We start from the raw sequence: 17,525 nt of genomic DNA on the forward strand, positions 1-17,525 counted from the left end.
GTAATAATAATTGAGATTTGCATCTTTATTTTTTTAGTGTTACAAAAGTACGGAAACTTTAAGAACTAAAAAAATAAAATCTCAACATTTTCAATACTTCTTGTTATTTAATTCATAATTTTAATAAAAACTTTAAACTATTGTCGACTGTCCGATATGAACATTGTCATTTCTGAAATATAACAGGTCATCTTTGCTGAAAATAACATTTGAAACAAATTCCCCTACTTCATTTGTACCGAATTTTGAATCTGGTTTTAAATCAACTGTAACCACTTTATATTCAATTGCTTTTTCAATAGCTTTATAAATCACATTTGCTTCTGTAAACAATCCGAAATGTTCTAACAACATTGCTGCTGATAAAATGGAAGCAATTGGATTAGCAATATTTTTTCCTTTTGCCTGAGGATAAGATCCATGAATTGGTTCGAAAAGTGCATTTTTTTCTCCTAAAGATGCTGAAGCCAATAAACCAATTGAACCTGTAATTACGCTTGCTTCATCTGATAAAATATCTCCAAATAAATTTTCTGTCAAAATCACATCAAATTGTTTCGGATTTAAGATAATCTGCATAGCTGCGTTATCAACAAATAAAAAGTCTAAAAGAACATCTGGATAACTTTCGCCCACTTTTTGAACTACTTTTCTCCATAATCTTGAAGTTTCCAAAACATTAGCTTTGTCAACTATAGTCAGCTTTTTGCGTCGGTTTTGTGCCGATTTAAAAGCTAAGTGTGCGATTCTTGTAATTTCTTCTTCTGAATATTCACATAAATCTGAAGCGTGTGTTCCTTCTTCATTTAATGTTTTAGCTCCAAAATAAGCACCGCCTGTTAATTCTCTGAAAATAGTAAAATCTGCACCTTCAATAATTTCTCTTTTTAAAGGAGAAGCATCGATTAATGCTTTATAAGGTTTTATTGGGCGAATGTTAGCAAACAATCCTAATTCTTTACGCAATTTCAATAATCCCTGCTCCGGACGAACTTTTGCATTTGGATTATTATCGTATTTAGGATCACCAATGGCGCCAAATAAAACAGCATCAGTATTTAAACAAAGATTTAAAGTTTGTTCCGGCAGCGGGTTTCCAGTTTTGTCAATAGCAATAGCACCCATGAGCGCTTCTTCAAAAACAAATTCATGATTGTACACTTCGCCAATAGCGTATAATGCTTTTTTGGCCTGCGCAATAACCTCTGGTCCAATTCCGTCTCCTGGTAAAACTGCTATTTTCAAATTCATAACGTCTCGTTCTTTATGTATTTAAATCTTTATTTTTTCTTTATTCTATCTTCTTTCTTCTATTCTCTTTTAACTAGCTTCTAATTAAATCACCTTCGATTTTAGAAGCTTCAATAATCTGGTGAATATCTGCATCTACTACTTCTTTTTTGATATCTGCAAATTTCAAGAACTCAATATATACAATGTCTAATTGCACTTTAGTCAATTCGTAACCTACTTTTTTAGCACGGTAAGCTAATGCAGCTCTTCCGCTTCTTGCAGTCAAAATAATTGAAGATTCGTTTACACCAACATCAAGTGGATCCATGATTTCATAAGTCGCTCTGTTTTTGATCACACCATCCTGATGAATTCCAGAACTGTGTGCAAAAGCATTTGCTCCTACAATCGCTTTATTTGGCTGTACAATCATTCCCATACTTTCAGAAACTAAACGACTTATTTCGTTTAATTCTCTTGTATTAATGTTTGTATCTAAGTTTAAGTATGGATGTTGTTTGAAAATCATTACCACTTCTTCAAGTGCTGTATTTCCTGCTCTTTCTCCAATACCATTAATAGTACATTCGATTTGTCTTGCGCCATTTATAGCTCCTGCTATTGAGTTTGCAGTTGCCATTCCTAAATCATTATGACAGTGACATGAAAGGATTACGTTTTCGATTCCTTTTACGTTTTCTTTTAAATATTTAATTTTTGCTCCGTATTCTTCTGGAAGACAATATCCTGTAGTATCAGGAATATTTAATACCGTTGCGCCAGATTTAATTACTTCTTCGCAAACTTTTGCAAGAAAAGCATTGTCTGTTCTACCAGCATCTTCTGCATAGAATTCAACATCCTCTACATATGATTTTGCGTGAGCTACTGCAAATTTTGCTCTTGCAATAATATCTTCCGGAGTAGTTTGTAATTTGTGGAGTATATGAGATTGTGAGGTTCCGATTCCGGTATGGATTCTAGGTCTTTTAGCGTGCTTTAAAGCAGCTGCCGCAACATCAATGTCGTTTTTTACGGCTCTTGTCAATCCGCAGACGGTTGCATTTTCTACAATTTTACAAATCTCAGAGACCGATAAAAAATCGCCCGGACTTGACACAGGGAAACCGGCTTCGATAATATCAACTCCCATTTTGTCTAGTCGTTCTGCGATAACTAATTTTTGCTTAGTATCTAACTTACATCCTGGAACTTGTTCACCGTCGCGTAATGTGGTGTCAAAAATTTGAACTTTCTCTCTATTCATATTCATTTATTTAATGTAATTTCACATCTTGATAACAAATATATATTGTACTTCTTCAGTACGAAATTCATTTTAATGAAATTATACTGTTCATAACACAATTTATAACGACTTAAATATTTAATAATCAATAAGTTATATTATTATTTTTTACAATGGCTAACCATCAAAAAGATTTCTTATTTGTTCTGATAAAATCACTTTCCAAATCTGAAAAAAGGCAGTTTAAAATTTTTGCAAGCCGATTAGAAACAAGTTCGAATACTAAATTCATTGAATTATTCAATATTTTAGATAAGTCTGAAACCTATGATGAAAAGCTGATTTTGAAGAGCGGAATCATCAAAAAAGTGCAGTTATCTAACTTAAAATCATACTTATACAAACAAATTTTGGTAAGTATTCGTTTGAATATTCCGAGCCAGAACATACGTTATCAATTGCGTGAACAAATTGATTTTGCTGTTATCCTATATAATAAAGGTTTGTATAAACAGAGTTTAAAAATTCTGGACAAAACAAAACAGCAGGCTTTAGAAAATGACGAAAAATACATGGCGTATGAAATCGTCGAGTTCGAAAAACTGATAGAATCGCAATATATTACCCGAAGTATTCAGGGCCGCGCCGACGAACTTGTTATTCAGGCCAAAGAATTAAATTACCGAAATACGATTTCAAGCAAATTATCGAATCTTTCGCTTCAATTATACGGAATCATGCTGAAAACAGGTTACGTAAAAAGCGATGAAGAGTATAAATATATTGACGATTATTTCAACAAACATATTGCCAAGCTTGACGAAACTAAATTTGGTTTCCGTGAAAAGTATTGGTTTTACAACGCTAATTTATGGCGCAGCTTTTTAGTTCAGGACTTTTTAGCGAGTTATAAGTTTGCTTATAAATGGGTTCAGCTTTTTTACGATAATCCGAATATGATTTACCTGAATCCAGTGTTTTTCTTAAAAGGAAACCACTATTTTCTGGAATCGCTGTATATGTTGAAATATACATCGAATTTCAAAAGATATCTTTCACTTTTAGAAGAAACAATTGAAGATCCTAAATTTCCTGTAAACGATAACATTGCATCACTATCATTTCTATATGTTTACAACAATAAGTTGAATTTACACATTCTGGAAGGTACTTTTGCCGAAAGCGAATATTTGATTCCGGAGATTTTAGAAAAAATAAAACTGCACAGCGAACATCTTGATGAACATCACGAAATGTTGTTTTTCTATAAAATTGCTTCGATTTATTTTGGAAATGAAAAGTACAATGAATGTATTCTTTATTTAGATAAAATCATCAACAACAAGAACTTAACCATGCGTGAGGATTTAATGTGCTTCGCGAGACTTTTGTCTTTAATTACGCATTATGAATTAGGAAAAGATTACTATTTAGAAAATCACCTGAAAAGCACGTATAAGTTCTTATTGAAAATGAATGATTTACATGAAGTTCAAAAGGAAATCATTAAGTTTTTAAGAAACCTGAACAACTTCTACCCTGCTGATATTAAAAAGGAATTCAAAAAAATGCACGCTCGTTTTGTAGAGCTTGAAAAGAATACTTACGAGAAAAGAGCTTTCCTGTATCTTGATATTATTTCATGGCTTGAAAGCAAAATTGAGAATCGAAAAATTGCGGATATTATTAAGGAAAAGGCCAAGCTTAATAGCAGATAAAAATTCCAATTTTTTAAAATTCCAAATTCCAAACTATTTGCGGTACTACCTTTGTCAAAGTTTAAAACTTTGACAAAGGTTTGTGCACACAATTACGACGCACTATTTGTCATTTCGACCGAAGGGAGAAATCGCACTCGAAACTCTACAAAGATTGGCGATTCTCTTTACGGAAATACTAGTGCGATTTCTCCCTTCGGTCGAAATGACAAAAAGTGCGTAGAAACTTTGCGCAAACAACAAACCCGACAGGTTTTTAAAACCTGTCGGGTTTACTAAACGCAAAAAATTGAAATTTAAATCGTTTATTCGATTATATTAGAAGTCGTAACATAAAAATCTTTATCAACTTCCACCTTTCTATCCTCATTAGTCGTTTTTTCAGACTGCCATTCTGTAGTTGGTTTTAACCAGGTTTCAACACCGTTTAATTTTACTCTAACCGGCATATCAAATTTAGCAACACAATTTGTCCAGTGATATCCAAAAGTTCCGTTTTTAAACATATATTCAAAAACCGGAATTTGCGTTGTAGTCAAATATTGTGCAAAAACTCTGTTGAAGTTAATTCCAGACTGCTCGTTGATATAATCCTGAATTTGTTTTCCTGTAACCGTTTGATGATAAAAAGTCTTGTTCATTCCTCTCAAAATCGATTTCCATTTTGCATCATCATTAATCACCTGACGAATCATATGCAGCATTGAAGCACCTTTTGGATACATATCTCCAGAACCTTCATTATTTACATCATAATGTCCGATGATTGGAGTATCGTTTTTAATATTTTTTCTGCATCCAATAATATATTCCGCCGCAGCGTCTTTTCCGTAATAATATTCAATGAAAAGGCTTTCAGAGTAATTTGTGAAACTCTCGTGAACCCACATATCAGCGATATCTTTGTACGTAATATTGTTGGCAAACCATTCGTGACCCGATTCGTGAATAATGATAAAATCAAATTTTAATCCCCAACCGGTTCCACTTAAATCACGTCCTAAATAACCATTTTTATATTGATTTCCGTACGTTACAGAACTTTGGTGTTCCATTCCTAAATACGGAACTTCTACCAATTTATAACTGTCTTCGTACCAAGGATAAGGTCCAAACCAGTTTTCAAAAGCTTTCAGCATTTTTGGAGCATCTTTAAACTGCTCTTTTGCCAAAGTTAGATTATCTCTTAAAACATAATAATTACAGTCTAAATCGCCTTTTTCTCCTTTATATACTTCAGAGAAATTAACGTAATCACCAATATTGATGTTTACGCCGTAATTATTAATTGGGTTTGAAACGTACCAATTGAATGTTTTTGTCCCGTCTTTTTCTTTTTTAACGCTTTGTAATCTTCCGTTAGAAACATCTGTTAAATCACCCGGAACATTCACGCTTATTAACATATTTTCTACTTCATCATACATATGGTCTTTATTTGGCCACCAAACGCTGGCACCTAAACCTTGACAAGATGTAGCAATAAAATCTTTTCCGTTTTTATCTTTTTTCCAAGAGAAACCGCCGTCCCACGGCGCTCTTACCGCTTCTTTAGGTTTTCCTTCAAAATAAACTACGATTTCTTTTGTATCGCCAACTTTCTGTTTTTCAGTTAAAGTAATGAAAAACGCATTTCCGTCTCTTTCAAATTTTAATTCTTTCTTATCCTGCGTTACTTTCGTAATTTTCATTGGTTCCTGCAAATCAATCTGCATTCTGTTATTCTCTGTTAAAACAGTATAACGAACTGTGTTAGAACCCGAAATAGCTTTTTCTTTAGGATTAACTTTTACATCAAGATGATAGTATTTTAAATCCCACCAGGCTCTTTCTTTTGTAATGCTTCCGCGTAAAGTATCCTGATGTGTAAAAACTGTTTCTCCTTTATTAAGAAGTCCCTGGGCATTGGCAGTAAAACCAATTAAAAAAGCAGTAAAAATGCTTCCGAAGTAATTTTTCATTAGTAAAATGGTATTATTTTGAAATCAATCTGTAACAAATGTAAACATTCGAATTAAGATTTCTAAAATTTTATGATTTCTTCATCAAAAAACAAACCCAATAAATAAGAATTTTATTGGGTTTCAATTTTTAATTATTTCCGAAGATTAATTGGTGATATTAAATTCTGTCACGTAAAAGTTTTTGTCAACAACTAAAGTTGATTTATCATCCTTTACATTTTCTGCTTTCCAGTCTGTTGTTGGTTTTAACCATGTTTCAACACCATTTATAGTAACTTTTAAAGGCAGATCAAAATTCTCTACACAATTGATCCAGTGATAAACCAATTTTTGATTTTGAAAATAATATTCAAAAGTTGGAACCTGCGCCGTTCTTAAATATTGATCAAAAACCGGACTGAAATTAATTCCTGACTCTTTACTTATATAATCTTCAATTTGCTTTGTAGTAACTGTTTGATGATAAAAAGTACTGTTTAAACCTCTTAAAATCGATTTGAATTTAGCATCATCATTTATAACCTGACGAATCGTGTGAATTATATTCGCACCTTTTGGATACATGTCGCCAGATCCTTCAACATTTACATCATAATAGCCAATAATTGGTTTTTTATTAGTAATCACTTTTCTAATTCCTCTTATATATTCGTTTGCGGCATCTTTTCCGTAATAATATTCAATAAAAAGCGATTCAGAATACGTTGTAAAACTCTCGTGAATCCACATATCTGCAATGTCTTTATAGGTAATATTGTTTGCAAACCACTCATGTCCAGACTCATGAATAATAATATAATCAAATTTTAATCCCCAGCCGGTTCCGCTCATATCGTTTCCTCTATAACCATTTTGAAAGTCATTTCCGTAAGTCACAGAACTTTGATGTTCCATTCCTAAATACGGAACTTCAACTAATTTATAGCTGTCTTCGTAAAACGGATAAGGTCCAAACCAGCTTTCAAAAGCTTTCAGCATTTTTGGAGCATCCTGAAAGTGTTTTTTAGCAATTTCAAGATGATCTCTTAAAACATAATAATTGCAATCTAAATCACCTTTTTCTCCTTTGAATTTCTCAGAAAAATTAACGTAATCACCAATATTGATATTTATGCCATAATTATTAATTGGGTTCGAAACATACCAATTAAAGGTTTTAGTTCCGTCTTTTTGTTTTTTAACGCTTTGTAATCTTCCGTTAGAAACATCCGTTAAATGTCCCGGAACATTCACGCTGATTAACATATTTTCGACTTCATCGTACATATGATCTTTGCAAGGCCACCAAACGCTCGCGCCTAAACCCTGACAAGATGAAGCAATAAAATCTTTTCCGTTTTTATCTTTTTGCCATGTAATTCCTCCGTCCCACGGTGGTCTAACAGCTTCTTTAGGCACTCCGCCAAAAGAAATTACAATTTCTTTAGTTTCGCCAACTTTTTGACTTTCAGTTAAAGTGATGAAGAATGCATTCCCGTCTCTTTCAAATTTTAATTCTTTTCCGTTTTGCGTTACTTTCGTAATCTTCATTGGTTCCTGCAAATCAATTTGCATTCTGTTATTTTCTGTTAAAACAGTATAACGTACGGTATTTGAACCTGTTATTGTTTTGTCTGCAGGATTTACTTTTATATCCAAATGATAATATTTTAAATCCCACCAGGCTCTTTCTTTTGTAATGCTTCCGCGTAAAGTATCCTGATGTGTAAAAACGGTTTCAGACTTATTCATAAGTCCTTGAGCATTGGCAGAAAAACCAATTAGAAAAGCTGCTATAACACTTCCAACGTATTTTTTCATTATAAATTAAGTTTTTGAATTAGTTATAATATTAGTATATTTTTTTAATTTATGTTACAGATTTGTATTCATAAACAGTATTGTTTTTTTTATTTTAGCTAAAATTTACCAGTTTTATGAAATTTAGCTCGTTTTTATACCTTTTGACATTCCTGTATTCAATACATAATTATTCCCAGACATTTCCTGTTTATAAAACAAACGATAAAATAACGATTGACGGCGATTTAACCGATTGGAAAACACCTTTTTTAGGTCCGTTTGTAATTCATAATTCCGGCGAAAAAGCAACACAAAACACAATGGTTTCACTTTCGTGGAATGACGAAAACCTTTATATCGCCTATCGTTCAACAGATTCTAAAATAGTTGGAAAGTCTCAGAAAAAAGATTCTAAAATTTATGAAGCTGATGATTTAGTGGAAGTTTTTATTGATCCGGATGGTGACGGAAAAAACTATCTTGAAATTGGAGTAAATGCTTTTTCTACCAATTATGATATGCTTATAAAGTGTATTTCTCCTGAATGCGGAGGCTGGAAAACAGCAATTAAATTTGATATTAAAGGATTAGAAGCTGTTAGCAAAATAACTCCTGAAGGTTTTGATACCGAAATTAAAATCCCTTTTTCAAGCTTAGAAAAAATTGAAAACGGAAATTTTACAAAACCAAAAATTGGTACAAAATGGAAAGCCAATACTTTTAGAATTGATTACGGTAATACAACCGAATATCTTGCTCTACAGGATTATAAAAGTTTGAAATTTGGGTTTCATCACCCTGAAGAATTTGCGGTTTTTGAGTTTTTGGAGTAAGTGTTGCGAGATGGTACGCGGATGATACGGATTCGCTATGCGAAAGCGCGGATTTATACGGATTTTTTTTCCTTTTTTTGTTAATCGCATTTTTTGTCAGACTGAGCGAAGTCGAAGTCCGTTTGCTGAATCACTTTGCAGGACTTCGACTTCGCTCAGTCTGACATTCTTCCATTAAATAATATTAATATTACTTCTGGCGCTTTTTCAAAACATCAACAACATCATTTAACTGAAAACCTTTTGCCTGCAATAAAATCAAATAATGAAAAAGTAAATCAGCGCTTTCGCTAAGGAATAAATCATCATTATCGTCTTTTGCTTCGATCACCACTTCTACAGCTTCTTCACCTACTTTTTGAGCAATTTTATTGATTCCTTTTTCAAATAAAGAAGCTACGTAACTTTTCTCAGAATCGGCATTTTCTCTACGCGTTTTGATTGTATTTTCTAATTGAGAAATAAAACCGTAATTTTCTTTGTTTTCTTCCTGCCAGCAAGTATCTGCGCCCGTGTGACATGTTGGCCCGACAGGTTTTGCCTGAATTAAAAGCGTATCGCCGTCGCAGTCGTTTTTAATACTTACCAAATTTAAAAAGTTACCACTCTCCTCGCCTTTTGTCCAAAGTCTTTGTTTAGATCGACTGAAAAAAGTTACTTTTTGCGTTTCTATTGTTTTTTGAAGCGATTCTTCGTTCATGTAACCCAGCATCAAAACATTTTTAGTTTCTGAATCCTGAATTATCGCCGGAATTAATCCATGTGAGCTTTTTATATCTATGTTCATTTTTATTTTAGATTTTAGAGTTCAGATTTTAGATTTTTCTGAATTGTATGATTATTTGATTTCTGATTTTTGGAATTTGGAATTTGGAATTTAAAAATTGGAATTTTTTATTTATTAAATTCTAACTTCAATACCATTATTCCTAAGCTCTTGTTTTAAAGCTTTTATTTCAATTTCTTTAAAGTGAAAAACACTCGCTGCCAAAGCCGCATCAGCTTTTCCTTCTTTAAAAGAATCTACGAAATGCTGTATATTTCCGGCTCCGCCCGAAGCAATTATCGGAATATTAATTAAGGTTGATAATTTAGCCAAAGCTTCGTTTGCAAAACCATTTTTCGTCCCGTCGTTATCCATTGAGGTAAATAATATTTCGCCCGCACCGCGCTCTGCAACTTCTACAGCCCAATCGAATAGATTTAGTTCTGTTGGTACTTTTCCGCCTACTAAATGCACAATCCATTGTCCGTCAATTTGTTTCGCATCAATTGCAACGACAACGCATTGACTTCCGAATTTCTGTGCTAAATCATTAATTAACTGCGGATTTTTTACTGCCGATGAATTAATCGAAACTTTGTCTGCACCATTATTCAGCAGAATTTCAACATCTTCAACAGACGAAATCCCACCGCCAACTGTAAACGGAATATTGATTTTTTCCGCCACACTTCGCACCATATTAACCAGCGTTTTACGTCGTTCTTCTGTTGCCGAAATATCCAGAAAAACCAGTTCGTCTGCACCTTCTGCCGAGTATATTTCTGCCAATTCAACCGGATCTCCCGCGTCGCGCAAGTCAACAAAGTTAACGCCTTTTACGGTTCTTCCGTTTTTTATATCTAAGCAGGGTATGATTCTTTTTGCTAACATTTTTTTGTTGTTTCACAGAGATTCACAAAGATAACGCAGAGATTCGCAAAGATTTTTTTTAGTAAATCTTTGTGTTTTACTTCGTGCTTCTTTGCGAAATAATCTTATTTATTTAAAATATAATTTTCAAGTTGCTTTAATGTAATTCGTCCTTCGTAAATCGCTTTTCCAATAATAGTTCCTTCACACCCTAATTCAGCTAATTTAGGTAATTCATCAAAAGTTGAAATTCCGCCCGAAGCGATTAGTTTGACTCCTTTTGCTTCTTCTAAAATTTTACCGTAAAGATCAAAACTCGGCCCTTCAAGCATTCCATCTTTTGCAATATCAGTGCAAATAACATACTGAATTCCTTTAGTTTGATAATCCTGAATAAACGGAATCAAATCTTCATTTGAATCTTCTAACCAGCCTGAAACAGCAATTTTTTCCTCTTTTGCGTCAGCTCCTAAAATAATTTTATCCGAACCGTATTCTGAAATCCATTTTTCAAAAATAGCTCTGTTTTTTACCGCAATACTTCCGCCAGTAATTTGATTTGCACCACTTTCAAAAGCAATTCTCAAATCATCATCCGATTTTAATCCACCTCCAAAATCAATTTTTAAACTAGTTTGATTGGCTATTTGTTCCAAAATCTTATAATTGACAATTTTGCTTGATTTTGCACCGTCTAAATCTACTAAATGCAGATATTCAATTCCGTGTGCTTCAAATGATTTCGCTACTTCAAGCGGATTTTCATTGTAAATTATTTTGGTATCATAATCACCTTTTGATAAACGAACACATTTTCCGTCAATGATATCTATGGCTGGTATTATTCTCATTTTTGATATTTTAGATTTTAGATTTTAGATTATTTTCTAAACTGACATTTTGATTGAAATTGATTTTTGATATTGGAATTTGGGATTTAAGAAATTGAAATTTAAAAATTTACATTTTTAAAAAGTTTTCCAAAATCTTCTCCCCAACCGCACCGCTTTTTTCAGGATGAAACTGAGTTCCGTAAAAATTATCTTTTTGCAAAGCCGATGCGTATTCTAAATCATAATTCGTTGTTGCAATGGCTTCTGGACAATTTGGAGCATAGAAACTGTGAACCAAATACATAAATTCATTTTCCGGAATGGCTTCAAACAGATCCGATTTCAAGTTATAAATCTGATTCCAGCCCATTTGTGGCACTTTTACCTGATTTGAAAATTTGATCACATCAACATCAAAAATACCTAAACCTTTTGTATTTCCTTCTTCAGATGAATTACACATCAATTGCATTCCAAGACAAATTCCTAAAACAGGCTGTTTCAAATTTGGAATCAAACTGTCTAAACCGCTTTCACGAAGTTTTGCCATTGCCGAACTTGCTTCACCAACTCCAGGGAAAATCACTTTATCTGCCGCCTGAATTTCTTCTGGATTATTGCTCAAAACGGCTTTAAAACCCAATCTTTCAATAGCAAACATAATGCTCTGAATATTTCCTGCTCCGTAATTTATAATTACTATTCTCAATTTATTTTAGATTTTAGATTTTAGATTTTAGATTTCTCTTCAATCTTACAATCATTTAATACTATTATTTTATTTTACAGATCCGTATAATGAGCTATCATTTTGTTTACCAATCCGTTTTCATTAAAAAACATGACTTCAATTGCCATTTTATTCATTACTGATTTATAATAAAGTGCAACAGAATCAACTCCTGAAGTTACTTCAACCAATTCAAAATGCAAATCTGGAATTTTATGTAAAGCTTTCTCCCAATACGCTCTGACTTGCTCTTTTCCGTGTAGCGAACCACTTTCGATTCCGGCGGCAAGTTTTATCATTGGGGTCGTAATTTCAATATCTTCAGAATAATGTTTCATGATATCGTCTAAATCGTGAGAATTCCAGGATTCTATCCAGCCTTTTGCAAATTTATCAGCGTTCATATTTTTTTGTTTGTTTTGTTTCAAGTTTCAAGTTTCAAGTTCTCTACTTAACGTGAAACTTTAAACTTGAAACAAATTCATTACAACATCCCCTTCGTCGAAGGTAAAATCATTTTTTCGGTATCTCTTTTTACGGCTACTTTTATGGCTTTTGCGAAAGCTTTAAAAATGGCTTCGATTTTATGATGTTCGTTAATTCCTTCTGCTTTGATATTTAAATTGGCTTTTGCTCCGTCAGAGAATGATTTAAAGAAATGATAGAACATTTCCGTTGGCATTTTTCCAACCATTTCGCGCTTAAATTCGGTTTCCCAAACTAACCAGTTTCTTCCGCCAAAATCGATGGCAACCTGCGCTAAACAATCATCCATTGGAAGACAGAATCCGTAACGCTCGATTCCTAGTTTATTTCCTAATGCTTTTGCGAAAACTTCTCCTAAAGCAATTGCCGTATCTTCGATAGTGTGGTGTTCATCAACTTCTAAATCACCTTTTACCAGAATTTCTAAGTCCATTTGACCGTGACGCGAAATTTGATCTAACATATGATCAAAAAAAGCGATTCCGGTTTCGATTTTACTTTTTCCTGTTCCGTCAAGATTTAAGTTGATGTAAATATCTGTTTCGTTTGTTTTACGCGTAATTGATGCTGAACGTGCTTCTAATTTCAAAAACTCATAAATCCTTTTCCAATCTGTTGTTTCCAGAATAATTGTATCATTTAATTCTTCACGTTTTGATGAAATTTCATTACTTCCAATTCCATCTGTCATATTCATGAAAATCGCTTTTGCACCAAGATTTTTCGCCAATTCAACATCTGTCAAACGATCTCCTAAAACAAAAGAATTTTCTAAATCATACTCAGGATTGTTTAAATATTTTGTCAGCAATCCCGTTCTTGGTTTACGAGTTGGCGCATTTTCTTCTGGAAAAGTTCTGTCAACAAAGATTTCATCAAATATAACACCTTCGTTTTCAAAAGCTTTTAAGATAAAATTCTGAGTTGGCCAAAACGTATTTTCAGGAAAACTATCCGTTCCTAATCCGTCCTGATTGGTTACCATTGCCAGTTCGTAATCTAATTCATTGGCAATTTTAGCCAGATATTGGAATGCTTTTGGGTAAAACTCCAGTTTATCTAAACTGTCTAATTGGTAATTTTCAGGTTCTAAAACAATCGTTCCGTCACGATCGATAAAAAGTACTTTTTTCATATATTTTTATTTTTTTCTGCCACTGATTATACAGATAAAAATGATTTTTTTCTTTTGCCACGAATTGCACTAATTTTCACAAATTTTAAATTTAATTTCATCCGTATTAGTTTAGTCCCTACGGGACAATTGTTGATGGTATTATTTTTTTCTACCGACATTTAATCTCTACGAGATAATTCTTTAAAAAATTAGAAATATTTAATCTCTTCAAAAAACTCCGTTAGGAGTTAGATATCGGTAAAAAAAATACCCCAATATATATTTGTCCCGTAGGAACAATACCTTCTTCATATTCTATTTTTTTTTGCCACGAATTACACTAATGAATTAGTGAAAATTCGTGTAATTTGTGGCAAAAAACCTAAACACAAACAGAATAAAAAATAATCCGTTTAATCTGTGTAATCTGTGGCCTATAACTTTTCTAATTCAACAACTTTAATTCTCTAATTACAACAGCATTTTCTTCTTTTGTCCCAATTGTAAAACGAAGGCAGTTTTCGCATAAAGGCTGTGTTGTTCTGTTTCGAATTACGATTCCTTTTTCAATTAATTGATTGTATCTTTTGTTCGCATCATCTACTTTTGCCAGAATAAAATTGGCTTCTGTCGGGTACACTTTTTCTACAAAATCAACTTCAAGTAATACTTTAAGCAATTCCTCTCTTTGCTCAATGATAGAAGCTATTTCTTGTTTTATTTTTTCAGAATCTTTTAAACGTTCTTTCGCTCTTTGCTGTGTCAGTTCGTTTACGTTGTATGGTGGTTTTATTTTATTTAAAACCGAAATAACAGCTTCTGACGCATAACAGATTCCTAAACGAATTCCAGCCAAACCATAGGCTTTTGAAAGTGTTTGTGTAATAATCAAATTTGGATATTCGTCAATTTCGATAAGCCAGCTTTCTTTCTCCGAAAAGTCAATATAGGCTTCATCAATCACAACCAAACCTTTAAAATTTTGAAGCAGTTTTACCACGCTTTCATCAGAAAAAGAATTTCCGGTTGGGTTATTTGGAGAACATAAAAAGATGATTTTTGTGTTTTCATCAACGGCTTCCAGAATCTTTTCAACTTGTGGCTGAAAATCATTTGTCAGCAGAATTTCTCTGTTTTCAATCGCATTTATGTTCGCCAAAACGCTGTACATTCCGTATGTTGGCGGAAGCGTGATAATATTATCGATTTTTGGTTCACAGAAAGCTCTGAAAATCAAATCTAAAACTTCATCACTTCCGTTTCCTAATAAAATCTGACTTTGTTTTGTATTATTGTTTTTAGCTAAAATTGCTTTAACCGAATTCTGCTGTGGATCCGGATAACGGTTTACACCATTTTGAAACGGATTTTCATTGGCATCCAAAAAAATCATTTCGGCGGTATCAAAATCTTCAAACTCATCTCTTGCTGAAGAATATGGTTTTAAAGATTTTACGTTTTCACGTGTAATTGTATTTATATCGAAAGTATTCATTTTCTAAGTTTTGCTCCTGCAAGGTTTTCAAAACCTTGTAGGTATTATTCATTAAGATTATAAATCGAAAATTTATTTAAACCTACGAGGTTTTGGAAACCTCGCAGGACTTCAGACGAAGTGTTACTGCGTTTTTATGCGCTTGTAAACCTTCGGCTTCAGCCATAATTTCAATCGCTTTTCCAATATTTTGAATCCCTTTTTCAGATATTTTTTGAAAAGTCATTGATTTCATAAAACTATCCAGATTTACACCACTGTAATTTTTTGCATAACCGTTTGTCGGCAAAGTGTGATTCGTTCCAGAAGCATAATCTCCGGCACTTTCAGGAGTATAATTCCCAATAAAAACAGAACCTGCGTTTACGATTCCATTACAGTAGAAATCATCATATTCTGAGCAGATAATAAAGTGTTCCGGACCATATTCGTTGATTAAATCTAAAGCGATTTGATCATTTTCGACATAAATTAATTTTGAATTTTCGATTGCTTTTATGGCGATTGCTTTTCTTGGAAGTACTTCAATTTGCGATTGAATTTCTTTTTCTACTTCGTCGATTAATCTTTTTGAAGTCGAAACTAGAATTACCTGACTGTCTGTTCCGTGTTCTGCCTGCGATAATAAATCTGAAGCTACAAAGGCTGGAACGGCAGAATCATCGGCAACAATTAATAATTCTGATGGGCCGGCCGGCATATCAATCGCAACTCCAAATTGCGTTGCTAATTGTTTTGCTACCGTTACAAACTGATTTCCAGGGCCGAAAATTTTATAAACTTTTGGAATTGATTTTGTTCCGAAGGTCATTCCTGCAATTGCCTGAATTCCACCTACTTTTAATATTTTTGTTACGCCGCATAAATTAGCAGCGTACAAAATCGCCGGATTTATTTTTCCTGTTTTATCTGGAGGCGAACATAATACAATTTCTTTACAGCCTGCAATTTCAGCAGGAACTGCCAGCATTAAAACGGTTGAAAACAAAGGTGCTGTTCCGCCCGGAATATATAGTCCTATTTTTTGAATTGGTCTTTTTTCCTGCCAGCATTTTACGCCTTCGATAGTTTCAACTTCAATTCTTTCTGTTTTTTGAGCGCTGTGAAACTTGTAAATATTGTCTTTTGCTAATTGAATTGCTTCTTTTAATTCATTTGGAATCAATGCAATTGCTTCATTTACTTCTGCAGCAGAAACTTCATAATTTTCTAAAGTGATTCCGTCAAAAATTGAAGTGTATTTTGCTACGGCTTCATCTCCTTTTTTCTGTATTTCTCTGAAGATTTCTTTTACCGTAACTTCAATATCGTCAATCGTTTGGGTTGGTCTTTTTAATATTTTAGACCAGGTATCTGGTTTTGGATTGTCTATTTTATTCATAATATTTTATATTAAATTCCAATTTTTTAAAATTCCAAACTCCAAAACTTAATGTTTAAAAATTTAACCGCAAAGTTCGCAAGGTTTTTTTCTATTCTTTGTCTTAGAAAACGCTAAGTTCGCAAAGCTGTTATCGAGAATTGGAATTTGGAATTTTTTAATTGGATTTTTTAAAGAACCATTTTCTCAATTGGGCAAACTAAAATTCCTTCGGCTCCAACTTCTTTTAATTGATCTATTACGTCCCAAAAAGTGTCTTTATCAATTACAGAATGTACACTGCTCCAGCCTTCCTGCGCTAATGGGAGAACGGTTAAACTTCTTAAAACCGGAAGGATTTTTCCAACTGCGTCGATTTTTTCGTTTGGAATGTTCATCAAGATGTATTTTGAATTTCTCGCTCTTAAAACTGATTGTATTCTGAATTTTAAGGTGTCGATGTGTTTTTGAATTTCTGGAGAAACTTTTGGTGAAACGGCTAAAACTGCTTCACTTTTCAGTATCACTTCAACTTCTTTTAAGTTATTTTTGAATAAAGTGCTTCCGCTTGAAACGATATCGACAATGGCATCGGCAAGACCAATGTTTGGTGCGATTTCTACAGAACCTGAAATTTGGTGAATATCTACTGTTAACCCGAAAGAATTGAAATATTCGTTAACTGTATTTGGGTAAGAAGTTGCGATTCTTAAACCTGCTAAATCCTGAATAGAGTTATATTCGAAGGTTTTAGGAACGGCAACCGAAACTTTGCATTTTGAAAATCCTAATCGCTGCACGACTTCAATTTCTTTTCCTTTTTCTACTAAAAGGTTGTCGCCAACGATGGCTAAATCTACTACTCCGTCGATTAAATACTGCGGAATATCTGAATTTCTTAGGTATAAAACTTCAAGAGGAAAGTTTGAAGCTTCGGCTTTTAACTGATCGATTCCGTTGTTGATTGAAATACCGCAGTCTTTTAGGATTTGAATGCTGTCTTCGTTTAAACGACCCGATTTTTGAATTGCAATTTTTAAAGTACTCATTTTTCTTTTTTTGTTAGATTAATAGTTTGAGTACAAAGAA

General features: G+C 33.1%; 15 protein-coding genes. 2 read left to right on the plus strand and 13 right to left on the minus strand.

Annotated elements, in window-relative coordinates; genetic code table 11:
* Positions 1–132 precede the first annotated feature (132 nt).
* Positions 133–1,251 (minus strand): 3-isopropylmalate dehydrogenase, encoded by a 1,119-nt coding sequence (gene leuB, locus B3C18_RS00295; RefSeq protein ID WP_291140605.1) that lies wholly within the window; start codon positions 1,249–1,251, stop codon positions 133–135.
* A 73-nt stretch (positions 1,252–1,324) separates the two neighbouring features.
* Positions 1,325–2,500, minus strand: a complete 1,176-nt coding sequence (locus B3C18_RS00300; RefSeq protein WP_291140608.1) for a 2-isopropylmalate synthase — start codon at positions 2,498–2,500, stop codon at positions 1,325–1,327.
* 155 nt (positions 2,501–2,655) lie between these two features.
* Here B3C18_RS00300 and B3C18_RS00305 point away from each other — a divergent pair, with 155 nt between their 5' ends.
* Positions 2,656–4,200 (plus strand): hypothetical protein, encoded by a 1,545-nt coding sequence (locus B3C18_RS00305; protein WP_291140611.1) that lies wholly within the window; start codon positions 2,656–2,658, stop codon positions 4,198–4,200.
* 305 nt (positions 4,201–4,505) lie between these two features.
* Here the strand turns inward: B3C18_RS00305 and B3C18_RS00310 are convergent, their stop codons facing one another.
* The gene (locus tag B3C18_RS00310) at positions 4,506–6,161 is read right to left on the minus strand and encodes a M1 family metallopeptidase (RefSeq protein WP_291140613.1); all 1,656 of its coding nucleotides are present in this window, start codon (positions 6,159–6,161) and stop codon (positions 4,506–4,508) included.
* A 147-nt stretch (positions 6,162–6,308) separates the two neighbouring features.
* Positions 6,309–7,964: a M1 family metallopeptidase gene (locus tag B3C18_RS00315; RefSeq protein WP_291140616.1), complete on the minus strand. Its 1,656-nt coding sequence runs from the start codon at positions 7,962–7,964 to the stop codon at positions 6,309–6,311.
* Positions 7,965–8,080: 116 nt separating this feature from the next.
* On the opposite strand from B3C18_RS00315, the gene B3C18_RS00320 reads away from it, so the two are divergent.
* Positions 8,081–8,779 (plus strand): carbohydrate-binding family 9-like protein, encoded by a 699-nt coding sequence (locus tag B3C18_RS00320; protein WP_291140619.1) that lies wholly within the window; start codon positions 8,081–8,083, stop codon positions 8,777–8,779.
* Between the two features lie 190 nt (positions 8,780–8,969).
* On the opposite strand, the gene hisIE is transcribed toward B3C18_RS00320, so the two are convergent.
* The 9 genes from hisIE to hisG all read right to left on the minus strand — a co-directional run bounded on the left by hisIE (position 8,970) and on the right by hisG (position 17,485).
* Complete coding sequence (gene hisIE / locus B3C18_RS00325) at positions 8,970–9,572, minus strand: bifunctional phosphoribosyl-AMP cyclohydrolase/phosphoribosyl-ATP diphosphatase HisIE (RefSeq protein ID WP_291140643.1); 603 nt, start codon at positions 9,570–9,572, stop codon at positions 8,970–8,972.
* 108 nt (positions 9,573–9,680) lie between these two features.
* Positions 9,681–10,436: an imidazole glycerol phosphate synthase subunit HisF gene (gene hisF, locus B3C18_RS00330; protein ID WP_291140621.1), complete on the minus strand. Its 756-nt coding sequence runs from the start codon at positions 10,434–10,436 to the stop codon at positions 9,681–9,683.
* Between the two features lie 104 nt (positions 10,437–10,540).
* Positions 10,541–11,266: a 1-(5-phosphoribosyl)-5-[(5-phosphoribosylamino)methylideneamino]imidazole-4-carboxamide isomerase gene (gene hisA / locus B3C18_RS00335; protein ID WP_291140624.1), complete on the minus strand. Its 726-nt coding sequence runs from the start codon at positions 11,264–11,266 to the stop codon at positions 10,541–10,543.
* 109 nt (positions 11,267–11,375) lie between these two features.
* On the minus strand, positions 11,376–11,957 hold the full coding sequence (gene hisH / locus B3C18_RS00340; RefSeq protein ID WP_291140627.1) for an imidazole glycerol phosphate synthase subunit HisH: 582 nt from the start codon (positions 11,955–11,957) through the stop codon (positions 11,376–11,378).
* A 74-nt stretch (positions 11,958–12,031) separates the two neighbouring features.
* A complete protein-coding gene (locus tag B3C18_RS00345) occupies positions 12,032–12,382 on the minus strand; it encodes a nuclear transport factor 2 family protein (RefSeq protein ID WP_291140630.1) in 351 nt (116 codons plus the stop codon).
* An 80-nt stretch (positions 12,383–12,462) separates the two neighbouring features.
* Positions 12,463–13,599, minus strand: a complete 1,137-nt coding sequence (gene hisB, locus B3C18_RS00350; RefSeq protein WP_291140633.1) for a bifunctional histidinol-phosphatase/imidazoleglycerol-phosphate dehydratase HisB — start codon at positions 13,597–13,599, stop codon at positions 12,463–12,465.
* Positions 13,600–14,026: 427 nt separating this feature from the next.
* Positions 14,027–15,076: a histidinol-phosphate transaminase gene (gene hisC, locus B3C18_RS00355; protein ID WP_291140635.1), complete on the minus strand. Its 1,050-nt coding sequence runs from the start codon at positions 15,074–15,076 to the stop codon at positions 14,027–14,029.
* 82 nt (positions 15,077–15,158) lie between these two features.
* The gene (hisD, locus tag B3C18_RS00360) at positions 15,159–16,457 is read right to left on the minus strand and encodes a histidinol dehydrogenase (protein ID WP_291140638.1); all 1,299 of its coding nucleotides are present in this window, start codon (positions 16,455–16,457) and stop codon (positions 15,159–15,161) included.
* A gap of 170 nt (positions 16,458–16,627) precedes the next feature.
* Positions 16,628–17,485 carry an ATP phosphoribosyltransferase gene (gene hisG / locus B3C18_RS00365; protein ID WP_053471449.1) on the minus strand — a complete coding sequence of 286 codons (858 nt, stop codon included), beginning with the start codon at positions 17,483–17,485 and terminating at the stop codon, positions 16,628–16,630.
* Positions 17,486–17,525 lie beyond the last annotated feature (40 nt).

It is taken from the genome of Flavobacterium sp. UBA7680 (genome assembly GCF_002482975.1).
Taxonomy (GTDB): Bacteria; Bacteroidota; Bacteroidia; order Flavobacteriales; family Flavobacteriaceae; genus Flavobacterium.

Excerpts from the sequence above, each read along its gene's own strand:
- B3C18_RS00345 (WP_291140630.1), bottom strand. The coding sequence starts at position 12,382 with ATGAACGCTGATAAATTTGCAAAAGGCTGGATAGAATCCTGGAATTCT.
- B3C18_RS00315 (WP_291140616.1), bottom strand. The coding sequence starts at position 7,964 with ATGAAAAAATACGTTGGAAGTGTTATAGCAGCTTTTCTAATTGGTTTT.
- hisG (WP_053471449.1), bottom strand. The coding sequence starts at position 17,485 with ATGAGTACTTTAAAAATTGCAATTCAAAAATCGGGTCGTTTAAACGAA.
- hisB (WP_291140633.1), bottom strand. The coding sequence starts at position 13,599 with ATGAAAAAAGTACTTTTTATCGATCGTGACGGAACGATTGTTTTAGAA.
- hisA (WP_291140624.1), bottom strand. The coding sequence starts at position 11,266 with ATGAGAATAATACCAGCCATAGATATCATTGACGGAAAATGTGTTCGT.
- B3C18_RS00305 (WP_291140611.1), top strand. The coding sequence starts at position 2,656 with ATGGCTAACCATCAAAAAGATTTCTTATTTGTTCTGATAAAATCACTT.
- leuB (WP_291140605.1), bottom strand. The coding sequence starts at position 1,251 with ATGAATTTGAAAATAGCAGTTTTACCAGGAGACGGAATTGGACCAGAG.
- hisD (WP_291140638.1), bottom strand. The coding sequence starts at position 16,457 with ATGAATAAAATAGACAATCCAAAACCAGATACCTGGTCTAAAATATTA.
- B3C18_RS00310 (WP_291140613.1), bottom strand. The coding sequence starts at position 6,161 with ATGAAAAATTACTTCGGAAGCATTTTTACTGCTTTTTTAATTGGTTTT.
- hisC (WP_291140635.1), bottom strand. The coding sequence starts at position 15,076 with ATGAATACTTTCGATATAAATACAATTACACGTGAAAACGTAAAATCT.
- B3C18_RS00300 (WP_291140608.1), bottom strand. The coding sequence starts at position 2,500 with ATGAATAGAGAGAAAGTTCAAATTTTTGACACCACATTACGCGACGGT.
- hisF (WP_291140621.1), bottom strand. The coding sequence starts at position 10,436 with ATGTTAGCAAAAAGAATCATACCCTGCTTAGATATAAAAAACGGAAGA.
- B3C18_RS00320 (WP_291140619.1), top strand. The coding sequence starts at position 8,081 with ATGAAATTTAGCTCGTTTTTATACCTTTTGACATTCCTGTATTCAATA.